This window comes from Enterococcus sp. MSG3290 (assembly GCF_050555565.1).
Lineage (GTDB): Bacteria > Bacillota > Bacilli > Lactobacillales > Enterococcaceae > Enterococcus_B > Enterococcus_B faecium.
Genome location: NZ_CP187862.1, coordinates 411,576 through 435,000, shown reverse-complemented (window position 1 = coordinate 435,000; position 23,425 = coordinate 411,576). Strand labels below are relative to the sequence as shown.

The window sequence follows — 23,425 nt, the reverse complement described above, 5'->3', positions numbered from 1 at the left end:
ATCCCCGCACTTTTCAACGTACGTGGGTTCGGTCCTCCAGTGCGTTTTACCGCACCTTCAACCTGGACATGGGTAGATCACATGGTTTCGGGTCTACGACTACATACTCAAACGCCCTATTCAGACTCGCTTTCGCTGCGGCTCCGTCTCTTCAACTTAACCTCGCATGCAATCGTAACTCGCCGGTTCATTCTACAAAAGGCACGCCATCACCCATTAACGGGCTTTGACTTGTTGTAGGCACACGGTTTCAGGTTCTATTTCACTCCCCTTCCGGGGTGCTTTTCACCTTTCCCTCACGGTACTGGTTCACTATCGGTCACTAGGGAGTATTTAGCCTTGGGAGATGGTCCTCCCGGATTCCGACGGAATTTCTCGTGTTCCGCCGTACTCAGGATCCTCCTAGGTGTCTTCCACATTTCGTCTACGGGGTTTTTACCCTCTTTGACTGACTTTTCCAAGTCATTCGACTATCTGAAAGAACTACCATATTGGAGTCCTACAACCCCAACAAGCAAGCTTGCTGGTTTGGGCTTTTCCCGTTTCGCTCGCCGCTACTCAGGGAATCGAATTTTCTTTCTCTTCCTGCAGGTACTTAGATGTTTCAGTTCTCTGCGTCTACCTCGAATGTGCTATGTATTCACACAATCGTAACATCCTATTAAAGATGTTGGGTTCCCCCATTCGGAAATCTCTGGATCATAGCTTACGTACAGCTCCCCAAAGCATATCGGTGTTAGTCCCGTCCTTCATCGGCTCCTAGTGCCAAGGCATCCACCGTGCGCCCTTATTCACTTAACCTTATCAACCTTACGGTTGGGTTTTGATCCTTCTTCTAGCGATAGAAGTTAGATCAAGAAAATAAGCAATTGAACTTATTAAAAAACTCTATCCAGCTCACAAATCAGCCTGTACGGTAAAAAGATCGATCGTCTCATAAAATCAAAGATTTTATGGCCGTCCGCCTATTTTGCTTCAGGCTAAACAATTTGTTCAGCTTTCAAATTCAACGCGGTGTTCTCGGTTTGTATTACTTACATTTACTTCAAATATCCAGTTTTCAATGAACAAAAGTGTTTGAGAGTAAACCTCTCAAAACTGAACAAAGTAAAAACAAATTGTGTAGTCTCCGTAATATTCCTTAGAAAGGAGGTGATCCAGCCGCACCTTCCGATACGGCTACCTTGTTACGACTTCACCCCAATCATCTATCCCACCTTAGGCGGCTGGCTCCAAAAGGTTACCTCACCGACTTCGGGTGTTACAAACTCTCGTGGTGTGACGGGCGGTGTGTACAAGGCCCGGGAACGTATTCACCGCGGCGTGCTGATCCGCGATTACTAGCGATTCCGGCTTCATGCAGGCGAGTTGCAGCCTGCAATCCGAACTGAGAGAAGCTTTAAGAGATTAGCTTAGCCTCGCGACTTCGCAACTCGTTGTACTTCCCATTGTAGCACGTGTGTAGCCCAGGTCATAAGGGGCATGATGATTTGACGTCATCCCCACCTTCCTCCGGTTTGTCACCGGCAGTCTTGCTAGAGTGCCCAACTGAATGATGGCAACTAACAATAAGGGTTGCGCTCGTTGCGGGACTTAACCCAACATCTCACGACACGAGCTGACGACAACCATGCACCACCTGTCACTTTGCCCCCGAAGGGGAAGCTCTATCTCTAGAGTGGTCAAAGGATGTCAAGACCTGGTAAGGTTCTTCGCGTTGCTTCGAATTAAACCACATGCTCCACCGCTTGTGCGGGCCCCCGTCAATTCCTTTGAGTTTCAACCTTGCGGTCGTACTCCCCAGGCGGAGTGCTTAATGCGTTAGCTGCAGCACTGAAGGGCGGAAACCCTCCAACACTTAGCACTCATCGTTTACGGCGTGGACTACCAGGGTATCTAATCCTGTTTGCTCCCCACGCTTTCGAGCCTCAGCGTCAGTTACAGACCAGAGAGCCGCCTTCGCCACTGGTGTTCCTCCATATATCTACGCATTTCACCGCTACACATGGAATTCCACTCTCCTCTTCTGCACTCAAGTCTCCCAGTTTCCAATGACCCTCCCCGGTTGAGCCGGGGGCTTTCACATCAGACTTAAGAAACCGCCTGCGCTCGCTTTACGCCCAATAAATCCGGACAACGCTTGCCACCTACGTATTACCGCGGCTGCTGGCACGTAGTTAGCCGTGGCTTTCTGGTTAGATACCGTCAAGGGATGAACAGTTACTCTCATCCTTGTTCTTCTCTAACAACAGAGTTTTACGATCCGAAAACCTTCTTCACTCACGCGGCGTTGCTCGGTCAGACTTTCGTCCATTGCCGAAGATTCCCTACTGCTGCCTCCCGTAGGAGTTTGGGCCGTGTCTCAGTCCCAATGTGGCCGATCACCCTCTCAGGTCGGCTATGCATCGTGGCCTTGGTGAGCCGTTACCTCACCAACTAGCTAATGCACCGCGGGTCCATCCATCAGCGACACCCGAAAGCGCCTTTCAAATCAAAACCATGCGGTTTCGATTGTTATACGGTATTAGCACCTGTTTCCAAGTGTTATCCCCTTCTGATGGGCAGGTTACCCACGTGTTACTCACCCGTTCGCCACTCTTCTTTTTCCGGTGGAGCAAGCTCCGGTGGAAAAAGAAGCGTTCGACTTGCATGTATTAGGCACGCCGCCAGCGTTCGTCCTGAGCCAGGATCAAACTCTCATAAAAAGTTCGAACAATCTTGCGATTGTTAAGCTCAATTTGTTTGCTAGCATATTGCTTGCTTGTTAAAAATGTTTGTTGTCTTGAATTGAATCAAGACGCCCTACACATTTGGTTTGTCTTACTTTGTTCAGTTTTCAAAGGTCTACTTCATCAGGAGTGTTTCCCGATTCGTTTTTGGCTGCCGTAGCAACTTTTATATCATATCAGAGAGACAAGTAATTGTCAACTCTTTTTTAAAAGTTTTTTTGATTTCGTTTTTCGAAATCTTACAGCAACCCATTTATCATAACTTATCATTTGTTATTTGTCAAGAACTTTTTTGAAGTTTTTTTCGATAGAATCAAGCTTCGCAAGCGGTCCTTTTTTTAACGACTCAGTTATCTTATCATGTCATTTCTAACATGTCAACAACTATTTTATATGTTTTTTAAAATACTATTTTATTGCTTTGCTACTTAAAACAACAGAAATGAATATATCATGTAAATTTACACATGTCAATATATTTTTAACTCTATATCCCCACCTAGATTTGAATTTTGACCACATAAATTGAGCATGTCTCTATAGTAGAAAAATAAAGACAAAAAAAGAACACATAACACGCTTGATGCTAAGTGTTCGACTGTTACAACTGTATGGAATGCTCAGTGACTTGATTAAAACAGTTAAAGTCTATTTATTTAAGATAAGCTGTTCCATCAACTGCTCATTGTATCCAATAAATAGAACTTCATCGATAATAATCAAAGGACGTCTGAGGAGGTTGGTATGTTGTGTGCATAAAAAAATCAGTTGTTTTTTTTCTACACAGGAAAGGTCAATCGCAATGTTGTGAAAAGCCTCAGACCAAGTCGCAAATAGCTGTTCTGCTTGCACTTCTTCAAAACTGCATAATTCTTCTGCTTCTTCTGTACTTAGATCGCGTTCTTCTAAGTCAACAAATTGATAAGGCAATTGATGGTGTTCTAACCATTGTTTCGCCTTCAGACTTGTTACACAGTGCGCTGATCCATAGACTTTCACTTCCACGAAGGCTCCCTCCCTATGAATTTAAGATGTTATTGTTTTGTAAATAGATCAGATTTCTGGCAACACATCGAATTTCACGAGGGACAAATGACCGGATCTCATCTTCATTAAATCCGATTAGTATTCTTTTTTCATCAATCAAAATAGGTCGTCTCAATAATGAAGGATATTCTTTGAATAAGACGATCATTTGCTTTAAAGTTAATTCGTTAAAATCTATGCCCAGCTTTTCGTAAATTTTCGACCGAGTGGAAATAATATCTTGAACTCCTCCTTCAGTCGCTGCCAAGATCTTTTTGATCTCACTTTCTGTTAACGGTTCGGCAAAAATATTCTTCTCTTCAAATTCAAGTTGATTCGCTTGCAACCATGCTCTTGCTTTTCTACAGGAAGTACAGCTAGGCGAAGTATATACTTTTATCATTTTCTCACTCCTTTTTAATTATAATCCAATTCTACAGTAATTTCTTTTAAAATACCAATTATTAGCTAATAAAATATAAAAAAAAATCAAAATAACTGATTATTTACGTTTGAATAATGAGAATTATTCTATATATTCTCTATTTTGATAATAGTATTCTCATTTTCAAAATAAATAAGGGAGGTGTGACAAAATTCTTGTCACACCTCCTTTTTCCGAATAAACTGTGTTCCAGAAATAGCTTCTTCGAAAATAAGCTGAAATTTCACAAAAATTTGAGAAGCAATTTTCGTACATTCCTTCTTCTTTCTTGAAACTGACCACTTCTATCACTTTCCTTTTTTCACACGACTCCCGGTTTCTTTGATAAATCTCGATACTTTCAATTTTCTTGAATTTTTCATTTGAGGTACACATAGATACAGACGATTTCTTGCTCTAGTCATCGCAACATAAAATAGTCTTCGTTCTTCTTCTATCGTCGTCACTGGTTCTGCTTTTATTTCATTAAAGTCGATTACTTTCTTTTCTGTCGCTCCGTTATAAGGCAAACTTCCTTCGTTACAACCAATCAAAAAGACATTTCGGTAACTAAGACCTTTACTTTTGTGAATGCTCTGGATACATAGTGCATCAAGTTTTCCTTGTCTGTAAGCAATCAAGCGGGTTTTTAATTCTTTAGCTGTCGCTTGGGTTTCTTGCGATAAGGCTTGGAGTCTTCTGAAAGTAGCATGCTGCTTTACTTCTTCTCGTATCCATTCTTGATCACTCTGGTCGATTTCCTTAGCTATACGTGGCAGATGAAGATAGCTTTGAACAAGCGAATAGATTTCTTGATGCTGGTCTGTTTTACGCAACGCTTCCTCAAACTCTCGGATTTCTGCAGATTTCGATTTTAAATTGGGGCTTATCGACAAAATATAATCTGCAACGGCTATATTTTGATATTTAGGAGAAAAGTATTGATCGCATTCACTTTTTTTCAGGTAGCAGTCTGCCATCAGCTGCCGGAGCAATTGCTGGTAGGCCTGATTTTTCTTTTGCAGATTCAGTGCTGTTTGCCAATGAACAATTTTTTGATAGAAATGTTGGAAAGACTTGATACCAAAGATACCTTCATATGGACTATCTGCTTCCAGTACAAAAGGAATATTCGTTTTCAGCAGAGATTGGACAAGCTGCTGCGTTTGTGAAGCTGATCGGTATAATATGATTGATTCCTTATATTTCCCATTTTTTTGAATAAATGTCTGAATTTGTTTGATTAGCCACTGACTTTCTGCTTTAGTATCAGAAAACAAATAGGCTTCCATAACACCTGCTTCTTTTTGTGCTGGAATCATCGCCTTTGGTATCCGATCATTTTTATTATAGCTGATCAATCTATTTGCTCCTTGGACAATAGCTGCCCGAGAACGATAATTAGTTAATAAGAAAAGAGTTTTGGTAGGATATTCTTTTTCAAAGTTCTTGATGTATGCTGGCTCTGATCCTCTGAATCCATAGATACTCTGATCATCATCTCCAACAACAATCAACTTGATCCTGTTTTCCTTTGTCATCCGTTTCACGATTTCCCATTGAAGTGGATTAGTATCTTGAAATTCATCAATGAATAGATAATCATATTTTTGGCCGATATAATGCTGGATCTCCTCATTCTCCAAAGCGCTTTTCAGATTTTGGAGTACATCATTGAACTCTAGCAATTGCTGGCTTCTTTTTTGTTCTTGGAGTTCCGTGAGCAATCCATACAGTCGTTCTGATATCGGCTGTCGTGCATTCTTATCAATGGAATCATATTTTTCTTTAACTAACTGAACCATTTCTTCTACTGAAAGGTTCATATTCTGCCAATAGTCTAACCGAGAAGCAATCGTTTTTTCTCCATATTGATCAAATATATAAAGATTATATTTACGTATCAGCTGTTGCAAAACAGCATTCACTTTTTGTGCAGTATCCTTTGAAAAGTCTCCTTGTATTCCTTGCATTGCTACTTCAGGAAATTTTCGACAAATTTCATTGTATATCCTAAAAAAGATACTATGGAATGTTCCGATATGGACAGCGGTTTTTCTCTGGCTGAAATTATCTACTCGTTTTTTTAGTTCATTTGCAGCGTTCCTTGTAAAAGTGATCATTAGTATGCGTTCTTCGTCTACTTGTTTTTGCGTCATCAGATAAACAGCTTTTGCACAGATTGTTTGCGTTTTGCCGCTCCCAGCTCCTGCTATGATTCGAAGATGTTTCTTCATATCATATGTGATAGCTGCTTTTTGTTCTTGATTGAAGCGATTATAGGAACGTTTCTCCATCATTTTAAAGAAAGAGCTGTTTCCTTCACTTTCTTTTACTTGTACTTCTTCCTCAATAAGTCCGGGTGCTTCGCCATAAGCCGCTTCATAGGTAGCAATGATTTCTTCTTGTAGCCGAAAGACTTGTTGAAGCTTTTTATACTTGTTCTCCCAGCGTTTCAATTCTTTTTGTAATCGGAGAATTTCTTTTTCATTCAACTGATTGATTTCCTTCCCATCTTTCTTCTTTGAATTTGTTTATTTCAAGTTGGTTATTTAAAGTTTCGTTGTCTATTTTTTCTTTATACTAACAGACCTTTCTAAAAATGAAAATGGGAAGCGATATGATTTTAGTTTTCTGAAAATTTTTCCTTTTTTTCAATCGTTTATGCTAAGATAAGGAAGACAAAAATATTCATAAAAGGTGATGAAAAAAATGCAGACTTCCTTTCACGAGGGGCGTACAATAGGACTTTTGCTGACATTTATCGGAGGAGCCATGGACAGTTATACTTATATCCAATATGGTGCTTTTGCCTCTGCTCAAACTGGCAATATCATTCTATCGATCATCCAAGCATTTGACGGAGAATGGCTAAGTGTTGGTAAAAAAGTATTGTCTACCCTTTTCTTTTTCTTAGGGATTCTTCTAACAAAGTATCTAATTGATTATTTTAGAAAAAAAGAAAAACATTTCTGGCGCTTGTTTGTTCTATATTATGAAGCAGTGATTTTTTTCTTTGTTAGTTTGACACCCGTCCATGAGCATCCCGCATTAGTAACGATTTTGATTGCTTTTACTGCATCGATCCAGTGGGTAGCTTTTGATAAAATCAACGGGCGTGCCTACACTAATTTATTTACAACTGGAAATTTAAAAGGGGTAGCAACGAACTTATATGATTATTGTATTTCTAAAGAAAAAGCAGATTTTGATCGATTTTTCCACTATCTAAGTGTCGTTCTTGCCTTTATCGCAGGAGCTATTGTCCTTGTTTTCTGTCATCATCTGTTTGGCGCCCATTCGATTTTGATCGTTTCCATTTTATTTTTGATCATGGCCCTCACTCAGACATTTCATTTATGGCAATTTTATCATACGAATCGGTTCACTATTTGATCTCAATGAATCAAAAAAACTAAGCAAGATGCTGCTCACAGAGAAATATCTGCGAGTGAGCAATTTGCTTAGTTTTTATATTATTTAGTTGTAAAGATTCCCTTTGCTTTCGGGTTATTTGTAGTGTAGCGGATCGACTGGGCATCTGCCTCTTCTGTCATTTTCTTTGCCCGCATCTTGATTTCTTGTACGATTTGTTCTCCACATGCCGGATCGGCTACGAAATCATATTTGTCCCCATCGATCACTATTTTGGGACATATATCAAACTGTTCATACCACTCTTCGTATCGTCGATTGAGTTCTTTATAGTAGGAATAGAGTTCAGGATCTTGTTCTAGCTGTTCATATTCCCGGCCTCTTTTTTTGATTCTCGCTAACATAGTTTCAAAGGATACACGAATATAAACCAGTAGATCTGGTTTCTTTTGTGGCGAAATTTCTTCTAACTCCTTCAGCATCGTTTCTAAAAGACCTTCATACTGCTTTACTTCTACTTCAGAAACACGCCCTAAATCTGCATTCAAATGAAACAGCATACTATCTTCGTAGATGGAGCGGTCTAGTACGTTGTCATCATGGCTGAAAGCATCTTTGATTGCCAAAAAGCGTTTGTTCAAAAAGAAAATCTGTAATAAAAAAGTATACTTTTCTGGATTAGAATAAAATAGTGGCAATACTTCATTATCTTCCACGTTCTCATAAAAAGGTTTTGTTTCTAAATCTTGGGCAAGCATTTCAGTCAGTGTGCTTTTCCCTGCACCGATCGTTCCTGCAACAATGATCACAATTATCGGCATCCTTCCTGTAATAAAATCTGTTCTTCATTTTACTACTTCATTTATAGAAATAAAAGCCTTGACTTTATCTGCTCCTTAAAAGCTACTTCTCTAAAAGTAACCAAAAGTAACTCCTATTCATGAAAATAAAGGCTGTGACAAAAGTCTTGCCGCAGCCCTTTTTTCAAATAAACAGTATTCTCCTGCCAACACCTCGGTCACAAGGCAATATTCATAAAACATGAAAAGCTGTTTTTTAACATTATTCCTTGTAACTCAGAGCTAAACGGGAGACTCACAACCTCTTTATGCTCTCAACATTTTATCTGTTTTTATTCTTCTATTGTACTTGATTTGCGTACAACTAACTGCCAGTGCAGATTATGAGCGGTATCATTGTCTTCTACTGCGCATTTCATGACACGTATCATCACACTATTTTCATAGATTTTTTCTATTTTTCCTTTTATTGGTGATTCAAATAAATCAGATTTAAATGCATATGTTTCGCCGACTTCAAACAATTGTTCATTTTCCATAAGAATCCCTCCATCACCTTTTATAAGGTCAGTAATTTTTTTAACATAAATCACTCGAAAAAGCACAAACTTGTCATAAAAAGTACTTTTCGTATCAAAACTGTCACTTTTTTTGGTAAGGTTCTTGGAAAACGAAGATTTTTTTAGAAAATCATGACGGTTTTGATGTCAAAACCACTTTTTATGAAACAAAAGACGTTTTTTATTTTTTTTAGCATAAAATTTGTGGTGGAGGTACGTATGAGATGAAAGATAAAGTTGTGAACAAATTATTAGAAGCCTTATTCAGCGGAGACAAATCGGAAGAAGATATGGTGTATGTCCAAGTAAAATTTGCCTTAGAAGTTTTATTGAATAATCTTGGAAAACTAGCGGTCGTTCTAGTCTTTTCTCTGGTGACAGGCTCATGGGCGGAAACAGGAATCACCTTTCTTTCTTATATATGCATCCGCAGATATGCTTATGGATTGCATTCCGACTCTGAATTCGTTTGTCTGCTGTGGACACTACTTTATTTATGGGGCGTTCCCTTGGTGATGAAACATCTGCAATTGACTATCTCCTTCCCAATGATGGTCTTTTTGTTAATCAGCTGCTTTTTGTTACTGCTTCGCTATGGATCAAGAGGTACAGCAATCAATCCCATTGAACCCGAGAAACGTCCCCCATTATTAAAGAAGGCGATCAGCATGTTTCTAATTTTTTCTCTCATTACTTTATTTTTCTCAGCTTCTTACTTTTCTACCTATTTGCTACTTGGGATTGTTTTAGAAATAGCTACGTTGCTTCCTATTACAAACTACTTGATGAATTTTGGAGGAATCTTTCATGAAAAAAACAATCATTAAACAATTAACTAACTTATCTGACTTTTTTGTATCTGGCTGCTGCTTTGGTATGAGTTCTGAATTCAAAATCCCTGAAAAATTAAAAAAATAATACGCTAATTGTGCTATAATTTGGTAAAAATCAATGGGAGCTGTACTTTATGTTTTTATGGTCCATAGCGTTGCAATATTTGATTTACACAATTTGTATCTTATTGATTGACCATCACATCCGATACAAATATCTGTTTGCGGGAGTCATTCTGATTTCTTGTATTTTGATTGGATGGGTCTATTCGATTTTAGGGATTTTTACTGCTCTAATTGCTATAGGAATGCTGATGCTTACTTTTTTCTTCTTTTCGACTTCGCGTCAACAATTGGTTTACGCGCTTCCTTTTGGGTTATTGACGTCGCTTTTAGGAGATCACTTAACAAGCATCGGCGATTTTTTTGTTTTGAAATCTTCGGTTATTGAACCAGGAGATTCATTGCAGTATTTTCACATTGCCTTATCCGCTTTTTTATCTGCTTTATTAGCTTTTTGTTTTAAAAAATCGTTAGAGACTTGGTTTCACACTGTGGACCGCCGTATGATCGGTACGATCGGGACATTGATATTATTTACATACTATATCATTATTTTTTATACCCGTTTTTCTGGTGAAACACCTGATGTCTTAGCTTTGAATACGAGTTTTTTCATTCTATATCTGTGTGTTGGCCTGATCATCTTGGTTTATTATTGGAAAATCTCTAATAAGAAATTAGCTGATCAGTTATTAGAGCAACAAGTCAGGATGCAACAGGATTATATCAAAGATCTAGAAAAAAACTATCAAGACTTGAGAGAATTCAAACATGATTACCAAAATCTGCTTTTTTCTCTTCACAGCTATATTTCAGAAGGCGACTTAGAAGGATTACGGTCTTATTATGATCAAACGATATTACCTACACGCCAGATGATGAACCTTTTTCCGGCCAATCTAAGTATGTTGGATAATATGAAAGTTCCTGAGATCCGTAGTTTACTGTCATTAAAACTCATGATGGCACAGGAAAAAGGGTTGATCGTCCAGCTTCATTTTCCTGAGCCAATCGAACTGGATACGAAACATACGGTAAACCTTGTACGTATGCTTGGTATTATCTTGGACAATGCGATTGAAGGAGCTAGTGCTGCAAAGAAGAAAAAAATCGAATTGACCATACTCAAGAAGAATCATTCCGTGATGATTCGTGTGATCAATACAACAACAAATACATTACCGTTAAACCAGTTGAAACAAAAAGGGTTCTCAACAAAAACAAATCCAAAAAACGAAGGCCTTGGCTTGTTTATCTTGGATGAATTGACAAAGACCAATCCTTATCTTTTCCTTGAAACATCAATTGAAAACCAGCGTTTTTCTCAAACGATTTATATACAAATAAAATAAAGGAGTAATGATATGATTCCCATTTATATTTGTGAAGACGATCCAAAACAATTAGAAGTTTTATCAACGGTGATCAAAAATAGAATCATGATTGAAAACTTAGACAGTTATGTCCATATTTCTACCTCTGATCCGAAAGAACTTCTCAATGCAGCCAAGATCAGAACTTCTTCTTTTGGTATTTACTTTTTAGATATCGAACTAGAAGACAGTGAAATGGATGGTGTAGCGATCGGTAAATTGATCCGTGAATTAGATCCTTTAGGAAAAATAATCTATGTGACTTCCCATACGGAAATGTCGATGAAAATCTTAAAAAGCAACATTGAACCGACTGATTATATCGTCAAAGAAGATCTTTATGATTTAAAAGAAAATGTCGAGCATATCCTGAGCAAAATTTTCGAAGATTTTCAAATGTCCCAAATCCAAAAAGATATCTTCAAAATAGAGTTTAATGATGAGATCAAATTTTTACCGATCAAAGACATCCAATATTTTTCTACTTCGCTAGGAGCACCACATAAACTGGAAGTCCATTTGACTCATGCCCAATTACAATTCTATGAGAAGATCAAAGAAATCGAGAAAATGCATCGGAATTTTATCCGTTGTCATAAATCCTATGTTATCAATACACAAAATGTGCGGTCGATTAATAAAAAAACCAGAGAAGTCACGTTGGCAAACGGCGAGACTATCCCAGCCTCTATCCGTGGATTAAAGAAATTGATTTCATAAAAAGAACCGAATAGTTTGGACCGACTAAATGACCAGCCGATCCAAACTATTCGGTTCTTTTTTGCCTATCAGTGCAAAAGCATTTCCTGTGCAATTTCACGTCCATCCATTGTATCTGGATAAAATGTTGGCCAATTCTCCATTTCTTTCAGCAATGCTTCTTGACTTTCATTTCCTGCATATAAATGAAAATGTTCGGAGTCAGCCGGTGCAATCGTGTGATCACTGAATTGAATATATCTAAAAGCGCCACTTTCCTTATCTTCTGCTTCGAATAGATACCTTACGCCACGGTTTCCTGCCTCGTAGGTCAAGATTTCTTTCCCTACATAACGATAATTTGAACGTTTCGTTGTTCCATCCTTAAACGTAAATGCCATCTCTTTCTCACTGATCTTGATTGAAGCAATATCTGTTTGATAGCCCTTCGTATAATATTCTTTATATTCTTGTGCTGTCTTATCCTGATTCAATTTTTCTTTATATTCAAAAACAGGATCAAAAGTCCCATCTTCTACATACGTATCTACTGTTTGCCAAGTTCCTGCCCAATCTGAAAGAGAGCGATCTTGTACATCCTCGTCTTCAAAATAACCGTTGTAGACGCTCTTTTCTTTTTTGGGGGTCAAAGTATCTTCTAGCGGGTTTTCTGTCTCTGTCGTTTTTTTCAACGCTTCGAGGTTTGCTTCCATGATAGAAAGATAGTTTTCTCCATTTTCTATTTGTTCATTCGTCAATCCTTCCAAAGGATTCAATACTTCTAAAGATACACCTGCTTCGTTTGCTAACGTTCTGGCAATACTATCTTTGGCGTTTTCTTCAAAATAAATATAGTTGATTCCATGTTCTTTAACAAAGTGTTTCAGTTCAGCAATTCTCGCCGCAGACGGTTCTTCACTAGAAGAAAGACCAGCAATCGATACTTGATTCAATCCATATTCTAATGCCAGATAGTTGAATGCAGCATGTTGCGTGACAAAAGATCTTTGTTTTGCTTGCTTAAAGGTTTCTTGATAAAGCTGATGGAGTGCTTGAAGTTTCTCGGTATAGGCTGCTGCATTTTTTGTCCATACTTCCTGTTTTTCTGGGTAAGCTTCAATCAGCTGATCACGTATGTTTGCTACCTGCTTGATTGCTAAACTTGGAGCTAGCCATACATGTGGGTCTAGCTCATGTGTATGGCCTTCTTCCCCGTGTTCATGGTCATGATCATGTCCTTCTTCACTTCCCGGAAGTAAAAGCATACCTTCTGTCGCTTTTATCGTATGGACATTGCCTTCTTGTAATGTTTTTTGGATTGCGGGGACCCATGTTTCCATGTTTTCATCATTATAAACAAAGATATCTGTATCTTGGATCTTTGCCATGTCTTTAGCAGAAGGTTCATAATCGTGGGAATCAGTCCCTGCTGGAATCAATAACTCTACTTCTCCTTCATCCCCGACGATTGCTTTTGTAAAATCATACATAGGATAAAAGGTCGTCATCACGCTCAATTTTTCTTTACTGTCCTCGGCTTTCCCACTTGCCCCGCCGCAAGCAGTTAACATACCTGCTAAAACCAGCATGGCCAATATACCTATCAATCGTTTCATTTATGACACTCCTCTTCTCATCTTCTTTCATTTGAATGTTCCGATTCGCCTTTTACAAACCGTAATAGTTACGTTTTAGCAACAGGATTTAATTTATCATATGGTTAAAAGAACTGTCAAGCGTTTTCTTATTTTAATTGATGAGAAAGTTTATATGAATGATTGACGATATTTTTGCAATCAACCTCTATCATTTTCCTTTTATACCCGCTTTTGTCTATAATGAAGTTATAGATAAAGGAGGAAAAAGAGTGAAAAAAGAAACAGATACAACGAATCGTTTGATCCGCTTTTTAGGAGGAAAAACCTCTTACTATGTTTTAGGAATAGTTATCTTACTTGCGCTGATCATTTATTTTTTCCATCAGATCTCGTTTATATTCAAGCCTGTCGGAATCATTATCGCTACTATCTTGCCCCCATTATTGTTTGCACTGATCTTGTATTATCTTTTGGAACCAGTCATCAAACGTTTGAGCAAGCACCTTTCGAGGAACTTGTCAGTCATTATCGTTTATGTGATTATTTTATTTTTATTGGGGCTTGGAAGCGTATGGCTTGTTCCTTTTCTTGAAGAACAGGCAAAGACATTGATCAGTAGTTTGCCAGATTTGTTTCAAGATTTTCAAGAGAGTCTCCGACAATTTTTAGAGAAAACACCTTTTGCCGATTCATTTAATCAATTTTTCGCTTCTATTGACGACGTGACGTCTGATATAGCTGGATTTATTGGAAATTATTGGGAAAGTGGCGCACAACGGATCAGCAACATTTTTTCAACTGTTACAGCTATTTTTATTACTTTATTTACTGGTCCAATTGTCGCTTTTTTCCTTTTGAGAGATCCTCAAAAATTTTATCAGTCAGTTTTAGCGATTGTCCCACCAGCATTTCGTACAGATTTTAAAAATTTGACAAAGATTGCTAATCAACAATTGGGTTCATTTCTAAAGGGGCAAATCATTGCTTCATTTATCCTTGGAGCAGTCTACTGGGTTTGTTTCTTACTGATCGGATTAGAATTTGCTAGTGTTTTAGCTATTTCTGCTGGGTTGTTATGTATCATTCCATATATTGGGCCGTTTATCGCCTTCTTTCCAGGTTTGATCATTGCATTCCAAGACTCTACTTTTATGGCTGTCAAATTTGTCATTGTCTGGTTTGCCGTACAACTTCTCCACGGTGACTTGGTGATTCCTCGAGTAATGGGTGATCGTTTACAGATCCATCCGATTACGATCTTAATCGTTTTACTTGTCATGGGTGATCTAATGGGAATTGTGGGCGTTATTTTTGGTATTCCTATCTATACGTTAGTCAAATTACTCGTTACTTTTATTTTCCGTAAATTCAAACAACGCTACAATAAATTTTATGGCGATAAAGGAGAGTATGAAAACTCTTCATTTTCTGAAGAAGATTATTTTAAATAAAACACAAAACGTCGATCTTACGAGAATAGCTCGTAGGAACGACGTTTTGTGTTTTTGTTTTAATTTTTCAGCAAAGCAATTGCCTGGTATGGTTTTAGCTCCAGACTTTGATGAAGAACAGTATCGGAATAATTATCGATAAGAATATTGGCTTCTGTGAATCCTTCTGGGATGGTGATCCTTGTATCTTTATCATAGAAATTTGTTAATACAAGCAGCTGCTGTCCTTCAAATTGGCGAAGAAAGCCATAAACTTCCGGATGATTTGCTTCATAAGCATGATAATCTCCTTGTGCAACGATTGGATATGTTTTTCTCAGCCGAATCAATTTCTTGTAATAGGACAAAATAGAATCTTCAGAAGATAGTTCTTTTTCTACATTAATCTCTTCTAGCTTGCCTCCAACTTTTAACCAAGGTTTCCCTGTAGTAAATCCTGCTTGTTCTGTGTCTGACCATTGCATGGGTGTTCGAGAGTTATCGCGAGATTTTGCTTTGATCCGACGAAACGCTTCTTTTTCTGTGAATCCTTGTTCAAGGAGTAACTTATAAGCATTCAAACTTTCTACGTCAATATAGTCGGAAATCGATGAATAGTCTGGGTCGATCATGCCGATTTCTTCTCCCATATAAATATAGGGCGTCCCACGGTTCAAATGGATCATGGTTGCTAGCATCTCTGCTCCTTGTTTTCGATACTGATCGATAGCTACAAATCGATTGAGCGCACGTGGCTGATCATGATTATTAAAAAATAGAGCATTCCAGCCGTTACCCTCACTCATCTTTTCTCCCCATGTATGAAATAGTCGCTTTAATTCTGCAAAATCAAATGGAGGAGTAGACCATTTATTCCCATTTTCATAATCGACTTTCAAATGATGGAAATTAAAGACCATTGATAATTCTTCTCTACTAGGTTCTGTATACAAGATACAATTTTCGATCGTCGTAGAGCTCATTTCACCGACTGTGATGATAGTGGAATCCGTCCCAAACGTTGCTTGGTTCAATTCTTTTAGATACGTATGGGTGATTGGTTTGTCCGTATATTCAGGTTTGCCATCATTTTCTTTATTATTTTTCAATTGTTCGTCTTTACCGATAACATTGATAACATCGAAACGGAATCCTTTTACCCCTTTTTCCATCCAAAAACGAACAACTTTGAATAGTTCCTCTCTTACTGCTTGGTTCCGCCAGTTCAAGTCAGCTTGTGTCCGATCATATAAGTGCAAATAATATTTCCCCGTATCTCCAAATGGCGACCAAGCACTTCCACCAAATTTTGATACCCAATCCGTTGGCTCTTCTCTTAAAATGAAGAAGTCCTGATAATACTGGTCCCCTGCTAGTGCTTTTTTGAACCATTCATGTTCTGTCGAAACGTGATTCAGCACCATATCGAGCATGATTTCTATCCGGTATTTCTTTGCTTCGGCTATTAGCTGTTCGAATTCCTCCATCGTACCAAAGATAGGATCGATGGCTGTGTAATCAGAGATATCATAACCGTTGTCTTTTTGAGGGCTTGGATAAATAGGGTTTAGCCAAATCATGTCGATGCCTAGATCATTCAGATACGGGAGTTTTTCTTTGATTCCTTTTAAATCTCCAATTCCATCACCATTACTGTCTTTGTAAGATTTGGGATAGATTTGGTAAATGACTTTGTCTTTAAATGTCATGGATATTTACCTCCATTCAACTGATTTATTACCTACCGCAACTTATATATACAAGTTATCATTTATTATTATAACTGAACCGAAAGCGTTTGTAAAATTTATCTTTATACATTCTAAGAGGTCTGTTGCCCAATAAAAAACAAGAGATCAGACATGTATTTGTCTATCCTCTTGTTTAAAATAGCAAAATATTCTTGTTTCTTCTATAAATGGTGTTCAAAAGCTTTTATCTACGGCAATCAGTCTTCTCAAATGTAAAACATGAGGAGCTAATTTTATTTGAGTATTCTTTTTGCTCGATGCAGGACGGCTTTTTTACAACCTCTGATTCATGGTGTTCAATTAGCAGCTGTCCTTCGGTATTAGCTCAAAAAACGGCAAAATATGAGAAACTATTTTGCCGTTTGTTTCTCTAATACTCAGGTCAAACCGCTGATTTCACAACCTCTGTTTTTATTCATTCGATTTCAACGCATCAATCATATCGATATGCTTTAATTTGAAATGGGTAACAATCATCACAATAACCGTAAATACGATAGTTAATCCTGCTGATAAGACATAAGCCCACCATGTGATCACTAATGGAAAGATGACATTCTCCATAGACGCTTGTTGCAAGATGAAGTCAGTCAATATATATCCTACACCAAATCCTCCGATGATTCCTAAAAGAGTAAAGATGATATTTTCTCGAACAATGTACATCGTGACTTCTTTATCAAAAAATCCAAGGACTTTTATTGTAGATAATTCGCGTACACGCTCGGAAATATTGATATTAGTTAGATTATACAAGACGATAAAAGCCAGCAGTCCTGATAATACGACAAAGATTAAGACAACCGAGTCTAAGTTCGCCATTGATTCTTCTTGCGTTTCGATTTGTTTGGACATGAAAGACGTATTTGTCACAGCGTCTGTGGCAAGCAGTTTCTCGGAAAGCATTTCTTCTTCTTTTGTTGTCATCTTATCTGTACGCAGCAAAAATGCATTATCCATCATCGATTGATCAGTAACTGAAGCATAATATTCAGGGGACATATAAATAAAGCTACCTAGATAGTTTTTCACGATTTCTTTTACTTCGACTTTCCATTCTTTTTGATCTTCATCATAAAGCGAAATATGATCTCCTGTAGATAAGTCAAATAGTTCTGCTGCTTTTTGCGTAATAGCGATTCCTGTTTTAGGCAAGGAGCGTGGGTTCTCTTCAAGATCAGTTAAATGGATAAAACGATCCAAATCAGCTGTTTTACTTGGTACGATCACTGTCAGACTTTGCGAAGCATGTCCTTTTTTTCTCAATTCTACGGTTTGAGTATGAATAGCTAGGATCTCATTTACTTTTTCTTGCTTCTGCAGCATATCCGCTGCTTTTTGACGACTATCTTCCGTGGATGAATCCAATGTAACGATTGCTTGATAGTCAATGATCGGTCCAAATTGTTTGGCTGAGACAGAACTTAGAGAATCTTTCAATCCCACGCCTGCAACCATCAGCCCGGCACATCCAGCAATTCCGATAATCGCCATAAGCATTCTTGACTTATATCGGAAGAGATTTCGGTAACTGATTTTTTGATTAAAGCTAAGGCGTGACCACAGCGGAGTGATGTATTCAAGAAAAATGCGTTTCCCTGGCTTCGGTGCTTTCGGTTGAAGCAATGCAGCAGGCCGTTCTCTTAAATCTTTGAATAAAACGATCATTGCAGCGCCAAATGCGGCAATGAAGAATGCGGCAGCTGCTTGTAAAATCGGCGGCCAGTCATAAAAAATAAGCGCACTCCCAATATCATACCGCTCGTTAGACAGCTCAAAAATGATCCTTGGCAAAAGATTCGTTCCTAATATCGTTCCTAAAACAATGCCTATCCCTGAGGCTAGACTTGCATAGATTGCATATTTTTTTGCGATTTCAACTTTCGTATAACCTAACGCCTTTAATGTCCCGATTTCCCTGCGGTTTTCTTCTACCATACGTGTCATTGTCGTAAAGGTGATCAATGCGGCAATAAAGAAAAAGAAAACAGGAAAAACATTGGCAATCGCAGCGATACGATCAGACAGATCACCAAATTCTTGAAAACCGACATTTTCTGAACGTTCATTGTATAGGTATGATGGTTTAGTTAAATTTTCAATTTTTTCTGCATTTCGATTCAATTCTTCCTCTGCAGAGGCCAGTTCACGTTCTTTCTCAACTAATTGCCTTTCTTGTTCAGCAAGTTGAGCTTCTTGTTGAGATAATGTTTGAACAGCGATTGTTCGTTGCGCTTCAGGAAGCTGCTGGATAGTTGCTGACTGTTGCGCTAACTGTTTTTTAGCATCTTCTAACCGTGTTCTTGCTTGCGTTGTTTGTGCTTTGCCATCCGCTATTTTTTGCTGTGCCGGTTCTAATTCTTCGTTGGCCGATTTTTTCAGCTCTTCTAAGCGTTCTTCAGGGCGATCTTGTAAATACTTTTCTGCCTTTTCTTGATTTTGCTCCATTTTATCTTTGTAAGCTTTGCTGTACGTATTCAAATTCTTTACGTTTGTAAAATCAAGATATAAGACAGAATAAATATCTGTTTTAAAAACGGATTCAGGTAAATAGACAAAATAATCGACGCTACCATTTCCGACGTTCGCGTATCCTCTCTCCAAATTGTTGATGAACAATGGAGAACGGACAAAGCCCGTGATGGTATACTCTTTTTCTTTCAATTCATCTGAATCAATCTGATAAATATCACCGATTTTATACCCTTCATCTTCCGCTTTTTCATCCAATACAAGCTGGTTTGGTTTTTCCGGGAGTTTTCCATCAGTTAATTGTAGCTTGTTCTGCTTGTTATTTTTGTTATAAGAAAATATTTGAATCACTTCGTTTTTGCCAGTATTGGAATAATAGATCTGTTTTCCTGTTTCTACTTTTGCATCTGGGATCTTTTCTGCTTGAGCAATATCTTTTTGTGTCAAGCCACCAGTAGAAACGATTTGCAAATCAGAAAGTCCTGCTGTACCAACATAGTGATCCATCGTTTTTTGCATGACAGGTCCAGCAGTTTTGACACCTACAAATAAAAGTGTTCCTAGCATGACAATAAGGATGATTGCAATGAATCGTCCTTTAGATTGCCGAATTTCGCGAAAACCTGCTTTAAGATATGTTCTTGTTTTCATAAAATCCCCCTACCATACAATCTCATCAATGGATGAAGGATGATCATTTAATTCAACAGACCTTACTTTAGCATCATTAATGTGAATGACTCTATCAGCGATGGGCGCTAAAGCAGAATTATGTGTAATGATCAAAACGGTATTGCCGTGTTGTCTGCTAGCGTTTTGCAATAATTTCAATACTTGCTTGCCCGTTTCAAAATCCAGCGCGCCTGTCGGTTCATCACATAAAAGAAGTTTGGGATTTTTAGCTAGTGCACGAGCAATTGAAACCCTCTGCTGTTCGCCTCCTGATAATTGGGACGGAAAGTTATTCAATCGATGAGCTAGGCCCACTTGCCTCAATACCTCTACAGGATCAAGCGCATCAGGAGAAACTTCCGTTGCCAATTCCACATTTTCTTTTGCTGTTAGATTAGGAACAAGATTGTAGAATTGGAAAACGAACCCTACATCTGTTCGTCGGTAAGCAGTAAGCTGTTTATCTGAAAATTGCGCAATATCTGTGTCATCAATAATGATCTGACCTTCATCAGGCGTATCCATCCCACCTAAAATATTAAGAATCGTTGACTTTCCTGCTCCACTTGGACCAAGTATAATCACTAATTCGCCTTTTTCAATTGAAAAAGAAATATCGTCATTTGCTGTAATGGTCGTTTCTCCCATTTTGTATCGTTTGTATTCATTTTTTACTTCGACATACTTCACTCTGATTCCTCCATTTTCACGATATTTCTCGCTATATCTATGCATCGAATGCGTTTTCTCACACTTATTTATTTTACCACTGAATTTCTCTAGACTAAAGAAAGGAATCCTTTATTTAGTTGACAAATAAACGATTTATGATTTACTTACATAAAAAACATTGTTATTTGAAAGAAGGAACATCATGAATGATTTAAAGGAAAATATGATTTTTGATTTATCAAAAACTGCTTTTGTCGCGATCGACATGCAAAAAGGGATCGTAAATAACGGTACACTCTCTCCACACACTGCAGCATCTATTCTGACAAACAATGATTTGTTAGTAAGAACATTGAAACGTACCGCTGCCTTGAAAGTTTTAGTGAACGTAGACATCTCCACTTTCCCTTATTTGAGTCAACAAACTGATATGGGTGGAATGACTGCTTCTGTACCTCCAGAATTCACTGACTTGTTGTTGAAGGATTCCTTGAAAGATACAGATAATATGTTGACTATCACAAAATACAATCCAAGTGCCTTTTTTGGTACTTCTCTTGATCTTCAACTTCGCCGGCGTGGAATCGAAACTATCATTTTAAGCGGTGTAGCGACAACAAACGGTGTATATGCTACTGCATTAGATGCCTTTCAACATGGGTATCATGTCGTACTTGCTGAAGATGCTTGCAGTGATCGTGACAAAGAATCCCATCAATTGTTCATAAAAAAGATATTTCCGAAAACTGCACGAGTACGCTCAACGAAACAAATAATCGAAGCTATCCAACAAAGCAAATAAGTACTGGCACACGTGATTTCCATTTACTTCTTTTTGATTTCATGGGAAAATAACCACAGGATTTAGATAGGAGTATGAACATGGTGAAAAAAAAGATCACAATCAAAGAAGTCGCTAAACTTTCCGGCGTTTCAATCACAACTGTCTCCTTGATATTAAATGGAAATACGGAGAAATTCAGTCCGAAAACTGTTCAGAAAGTTTTAGCTGCCAAAGAAGAATTAGGCTATCAGCCTGACTATTTTGCTAGACAAATGATTACCAAGGAAACGAAAACAATTGGTGTACTCGTTCCTGATATCACGAATCCATTCTTCAGTACACTGATGCGAGGAATTGAGGATATCTTGTATAAGCAGAATTTCGTCACGATATTATGTAATGCTGATTCTGATCATCAAAAAGAAATCGAATATCTAGCCGAGCTCACACGTCGAGGTGTGGATGGATTCATTATCGCGACTTCTGCTGTCTCTACAGATGCAATCAACGAAAATTTGAAAAAACAAGGCCGGCCCTTCATTGTTTTGGATCAGAAAAAATCTGAAGGATTTAGTGATGCCGTACGAACAGACGATTTTCGCGGTGGTTACCTAGCGGGCATGCACTTGCTTAGTCTAGGTCATCAAACGATCGCCCTTGTCTATCCTGAAAATCCGCCGGAAAATGTCCACGCTCGGATTGAGGGGTTTAAATCTGCTCTTGATGTTTACCAAATCTCTCACGACCAACTGATCCTCTTACCTACACAGTTCTCAAAACAAGGTGGCTACCAAATCACAGCAGAACTTCTTGATTCTGCTGCAACTGGAGTGTTTGCTTTAAATGATGAATTAGCTTTTGGATTATATCGCGGATTAGAGGAATCTGGAAAAAGCATCCCTGAAGACTACAGCATTATTGGCTATGATAATATAGATATGTGCGAGTATATCAAGCCGAAACTGACAACGATCGCACAACCGATCTTCGAATTGGGACAAACATCTGCCAAATTATTGTTAGATCGGATCCAATTCCCAGAAAAAGAATGGGAAGAAAAAAGATTACCTGTACGATTAGAAAAAAGATTTTCAACTGCACCCTTGAAATAGCTTTCAAGGTGTGCTATATTTTTATCGAACTATTAAAACGTTTTACTAAAACGTTTTAAAAAATAATTTTTCCCATCAAAATAAATGAAATAGTTGGAGGTTTGTAAAATGAACACGGTTACAGTAATTGGAAGTATTAATATGGACACTACCCTTCGTTTAACCAACATGCCCAAGCCAGGCGAAACAATGCATGCGCATGAGATTTTTCACGCTGGCGGAGGTAAAGGTGCCAATCAAGCAGTGGCAGCCAAACGTTCAGGCGCACGGACATCTTTTATTGGAGGCGTTGGGGCTGACAGCGAAGGACAACAGTTATTAGATCTACTGACAAAAGAAAACATCGATACATCTGGGATAGCTGAAATCCAAGGCGCCACAACCGGACAAGCAATGATTATGGTAGACGCAGCAGGAGAAAATAGTATCTTGATCCATGCAGGTGCAAATAATGCTTTCCATGAACAAGAAGTCCTAAAAAACAAGCAACTGATTACAAACAGTGACTTTATTATTGCTCAGTTTGAAAGTAGCTTAGATGCGACGATCCTAGCTTTTTCTATTGCAAAAGACGCAGGAAAAACAACGATCCTGAATCCTGCACCAGCTCGTGAAACGATCCCTACTGAACTACTTGAAAAAACAGATATCATTATACCAAATGAAACAGAAACAGAAATCATTACAGGAATCAGAGTGACAGATCATAACAGTTTGGTCGCAGCAGCCGAAAAACTCCATGAATTAGGTATTGGAACAGTAATCATTACACTAGGCAGTGCCGGCGCTTTCTATCATACAGAAAAAGAACACGGTATCGTCCCTGCTTTTAAAGTGGATGCCGTTGACACAACAGCCGCAGGTGATACATTTATTGGCGCATTAAGCAGCACACTTCAGCCAGACCTTAGTAACTTGAAAGAAGCGATCCTTTATGGAAATCTAGCCTCTTCTGTTGCTGTGCAGTCTTATGGTGCGCAACCTTCTATCCCTTACCGCGAAGCTTTAGAACAATCAGCAGTCTAAAATTAACAATGAGAGGAAGAAACAAA

The 23,425-nt window shown here is 38.2% G+C and carries 17 protein-coding genes and 2 rRNA genes (1 of these 19 running past the window's edge); 8 read left to right on the top strand and 11 right to left on the bottom strand.

The features are described 5' to 3' along the window. The 5 genes from IGL31_RS02010 to IGL31_RS01990 all read right to left on the bottom strand — a co-directional run. Positions 1–801 (bottom strand): 23S ribosomal RNA (locus IGL31_RS02010) (it extends 2,114 nt beyond the left edge of the window). Positions 802–1,145: 344 nt separating this feature from the next. Beyond that, positions 1,146–2,705, bottom strand: a 16S ribosomal RNA gene (locus IGL31_RS02005). Together the 16S and 23S rRNA genes form the textbook arrangement of a ribosomal RNA operon. A 672-nt stretch (positions 2,706–3,377) precedes the next feature. Next, complete coding sequence (locus IGL31_RS02000; RefSeq protein ID WP_002297829.1) at positions 3,378–3,734, bottom strand: Spx/MgsR family RNA polymerase-binding regulatory protein; 357 nt, start codon at positions 3,732–3,734, stop codon at positions 3,378–3,380. A 13-nt stretch (positions 3,735–3,747) separates the two neighbouring features. Continuing rightward, the gene (locus IGL31_RS01995; protein WP_002286258.1) at positions 3,748–4,158 is read right to left on the bottom strand and encodes a Spx/MgsR family RNA polymerase-binding regulatory protein; all 411 of its coding nucleotides are present in this window, start codon (positions 4,156–4,158) and stop codon (positions 3,748–3,750) included. 329 nt (positions 4,159–4,487) lie between these two features. Next, positions 4,488–6,674 carry an ATP-dependent helicase gene (locus tag IGL31_RS01990; protein ID WP_002286261.1) on the bottom strand — a complete coding sequence of 729 codons (2,187 nt, stop codon included), beginning with the start codon at positions 6,672–6,674 and terminating at the stop codon, positions 4,488–4,490. Between the two features lie 217 nt (positions 6,675–6,891). On the opposite strand from IGL31_RS01990, the gene IGL31_RS01985 reads away from it, so the two are divergent. Further along, positions 6,892–7,575, top strand: a complete 684-nt coding sequence (locus IGL31_RS01985; protein WP_002286265.1) for a YoaK family protein — start codon at positions 6,892–6,894, stop codon at positions 7,573–7,575. An 80-nt stretch (positions 7,576–7,655) separates the two neighbouring features. Here the strand turns inward: IGL31_RS01985 and IGL31_RS01980 are convergent, their stop codons facing one another. Together IGL31_RS01980 and IGL31_RS01975 are read right to left on the bottom strand one after the other, a co-directional pair. Then, entirely contained in the window at positions 7,656–8,375 is a 720-nt protein-coding gene (locus IGL31_RS01980) for a deoxynucleoside kinase (protein WP_002321450.1), read from the bottom strand. A gap of 311 nt (positions 8,376–8,686) precedes the next feature. After that, complete coding sequence (locus tag IGL31_RS01975) at positions 8,687–8,893, bottom strand: hypothetical protein (RefSeq protein WP_002286271.1); 207 nt, start codon at positions 8,891–8,893, stop codon at positions 8,687–8,689. A 245-nt stretch (positions 8,894–9,138) separates the two neighbouring features. Here IGL31_RS01975 and IGL31_RS01970 point away from each other — a divergent pair, with 245 nt between their 5' ends. From IGL31_RS01970 to IGL31_RS01960, 3 genes are all read left to right on the top strand, one after another. Then, positions 9,139–9,741: an accessory gene regulator B family protein gene (locus tag IGL31_RS01970; protein ID WP_002296063.1), complete on the top strand. Its 603-nt coding sequence runs from the start codon at positions 9,139–9,141 to the stop codon at positions 9,739–9,741. 140 nt (positions 9,742–9,881) lie between these two features. Continuing rightward, the gene (locus IGL31_RS01965) at positions 9,882–11,162 is read left to right on the top strand and encodes a sensor histidine kinase (protein WP_002319561.1); all 1,281 of its coding nucleotides are present in this window, start codon (positions 9,882–9,884) and stop codon (positions 11,160–11,162) included. 12 nt (positions 11,163–11,174) lie between these two features. After that, a complete protein-coding gene (locus IGL31_RS01960) occupies positions 11,175–11,903 on the top strand; it encodes a LytR/AlgR family response regulator transcription factor (protein WP_086299880.1) in 729 nt (242 codons plus the stop codon). Positions 11,904–11,971: 68 nt separating this feature from the next. Here IGL31_RS01960 and IGL31_RS01955 read toward each other — a convergent pair whose 3' ends face one another. After that, entirely contained in the window at positions 11,972–13,498 is a 1,527-nt protein-coding gene (locus IGL31_RS01955) for a zinc ABC transporter substrate-binding protein AdcA (protein WP_002349849.1), read from the bottom strand. 158 nt (positions 13,499–13,656) lie between these two features. Here IGL31_RS01955 and IGL31_RS01950 point away from each other — a divergent pair, with 158 nt between their 5' ends. Continuing rightward, positions 13,657–14,931 carry an AI-2E family transporter gene (locus tag IGL31_RS01950; protein ID WP_002298490.1) on the top strand — a complete coding sequence of 425 codons (1,275 nt, stop codon included), beginning with the start codon at positions 13,657–13,659 and terminating at the stop codon, positions 14,929–14,931. A 59-nt stretch (positions 14,932–14,990) separates the two neighbouring features. Here the strand turns inward: IGL31_RS01950 and treC are convergent, their stop codons facing one another. The 3 genes from treC to IGL31_RS01935 form a co-directional block, all read right to left on the bottom strand. Then, positions 14,991–16,619: an alpha,alpha-phosphotrehalase gene (gene treC, locus IGL31_RS01945; protein ID WP_086299881.1), complete on the bottom strand. Its 1,629-nt coding sequence runs from the start codon at positions 16,617–16,619 to the stop codon at positions 14,991–14,993. 453 nt (positions 16,620–17,072) lie between these two features. Beyond that, on the bottom strand, positions 17,073–19,784 hold the full coding sequence (locus tag IGL31_RS01940) for an FtsX-like permease family protein (RefSeq protein WP_086299882.1): 2,712 nt from the start codon (positions 19,782–19,784) through the stop codon (positions 17,073–17,075). Between the two features lie 9 nt (positions 19,785–19,793). Beyond that, entirely contained in the window at positions 19,794–20,495 is a 702-nt protein-coding gene (locus tag IGL31_RS01935) for an ABC transporter ATP-binding protein (RefSeq protein WP_002296067.1), read from the bottom strand. Positions 20,496–20,679: 184 nt separating this feature from the next. Between IGL31_RS01935 and IGL31_RS01930 the strand changes: the two genes are divergently transcribed. The 3 genes from IGL31_RS01930 to rbsK all read left to right on the top strand — a co-directional run bounded on the left by IGL31_RS01930 (position 20,680) and on the right by rbsK (position 23,399). Further along, on the top strand, positions 20,680–21,279 hold the full coding sequence (locus IGL31_RS01930; RefSeq protein WP_002339575.1) for a cysteine hydrolase: 600 nt from the start codon (positions 20,680–20,682) through the stop codon (positions 21,277–21,279). 80 nt (positions 21,280–21,359) lie between these two features. Further along, the gene (gene rbsR, locus IGL31_RS01925; RefSeq protein WP_002298484.1) at positions 21,360–22,373 is read left to right on the top strand and encodes a ribose utilization transcriptional repressor RbsR; all 1,014 of its coding nucleotides are present in this window, start codon (positions 21,360–21,362) and stop codon (positions 22,371–22,373) included. A gap of 108 nt (positions 22,374–22,481) precedes the next feature. Next, entirely contained in the window at positions 22,482–23,399 is a 918-nt protein-coding gene (rbsK, locus tag IGL31_RS01920; protein WP_002286294.1) for a ribokinase, read from the top strand. The last annotated feature ends 26 nt before the right edge of the window (positions 23,400–23,425 follow it).

Bases quoted from the DNA above. Each gene is read 5' to 3' on its own strand.
- rbsR (WP_002298484.1), top strand. From the start codon at position 21,360: ATGGTGAAAAAAAAGATCACAATCAAAGAAGTCGCTAAACTTTCCGGC.
- IGL31_RS01950 (WP_002298490.1), top strand. From the start codon at position 13,657: ATGATTGACGATATTTTTGCAATCAACCTCTATCATTTTCCTTTTATA.
- IGL31_RS01940 (WP_086299882.1), bottom strand. From the start codon at position 19,784: ATGAAAACAAGAACATATCTTAAAGCAGGTTTTCGCGAAATTCGGCAA.
- IGL31_RS01995 (WP_002286258.1), bottom strand. From the start codon at position 4,158: ATGATAAAAGTATATACTTCGCCTAGCTGTACTTCCTGTAGAAAAGCA.
- IGL31_RS01970 (WP_002296063.1), top strand. From the start codon at position 9,139: ATGAAAGATAAAGTTGTGAACAAATTATTAGAAGCCTTATTCAGCGGA.
- rbsK (WP_002286294.1), top strand. From the start codon at position 22,482: ATGAACACGGTTACAGTAATTGGAAGTATTAATATGGACACTACCCTT.
- treC (WP_086299881.1), bottom strand. From the start codon at position 16,619: ATGACATTTAAAGACAAAGTCATTTACCAAATCTATCCCAAATCTTAC.
- IGL31_RS01985 (WP_002286265.1), top strand. From the start codon at position 6,892: ATGCAGACTTCCTTTCACGAGGGGCGTACAATAGGACTTTTGCTGACA.
- IGL31_RS01980 (WP_002321450.1), bottom strand. From the start codon at position 8,375: ATGCCGATAATTGTGATCATTGTTGCAGGAACGATCGGTGCAGGGAAA.
- IGL31_RS01930 (WP_002339575.1), top strand. From the start codon at position 20,680: ATGAATGATTTAAAGGAAAATATGATTTTTGATTTATCAAAAACTGCT.
- IGL31_RS01960 (WP_086299880.1), top strand. From the start codon at position 11,175: ATGATTCCCATTTATATTTGTGAAGACGATCCAAAACAATTAGAAGTT.
- IGL31_RS01975 (WP_002286271.1), bottom strand. From the start codon at position 8,893: ATGGAAAATGAACAATTGTTTGAAGTCGGCGAAACATATGCATTTAAA.
- IGL31_RS01955 (WP_002349849.1), bottom strand. From the start codon at position 13,498: ATGAAACGATTGATAGGTATATTGGCCATGCTGGTTTTAGCAGGTATG.
- IGL31_RS01965 (WP_002319561.1), top strand. From the start codon at position 9,882: ATGTTTTTATGGTCCATAGCGTTGCAATATTTGATTTACACAATTTGT.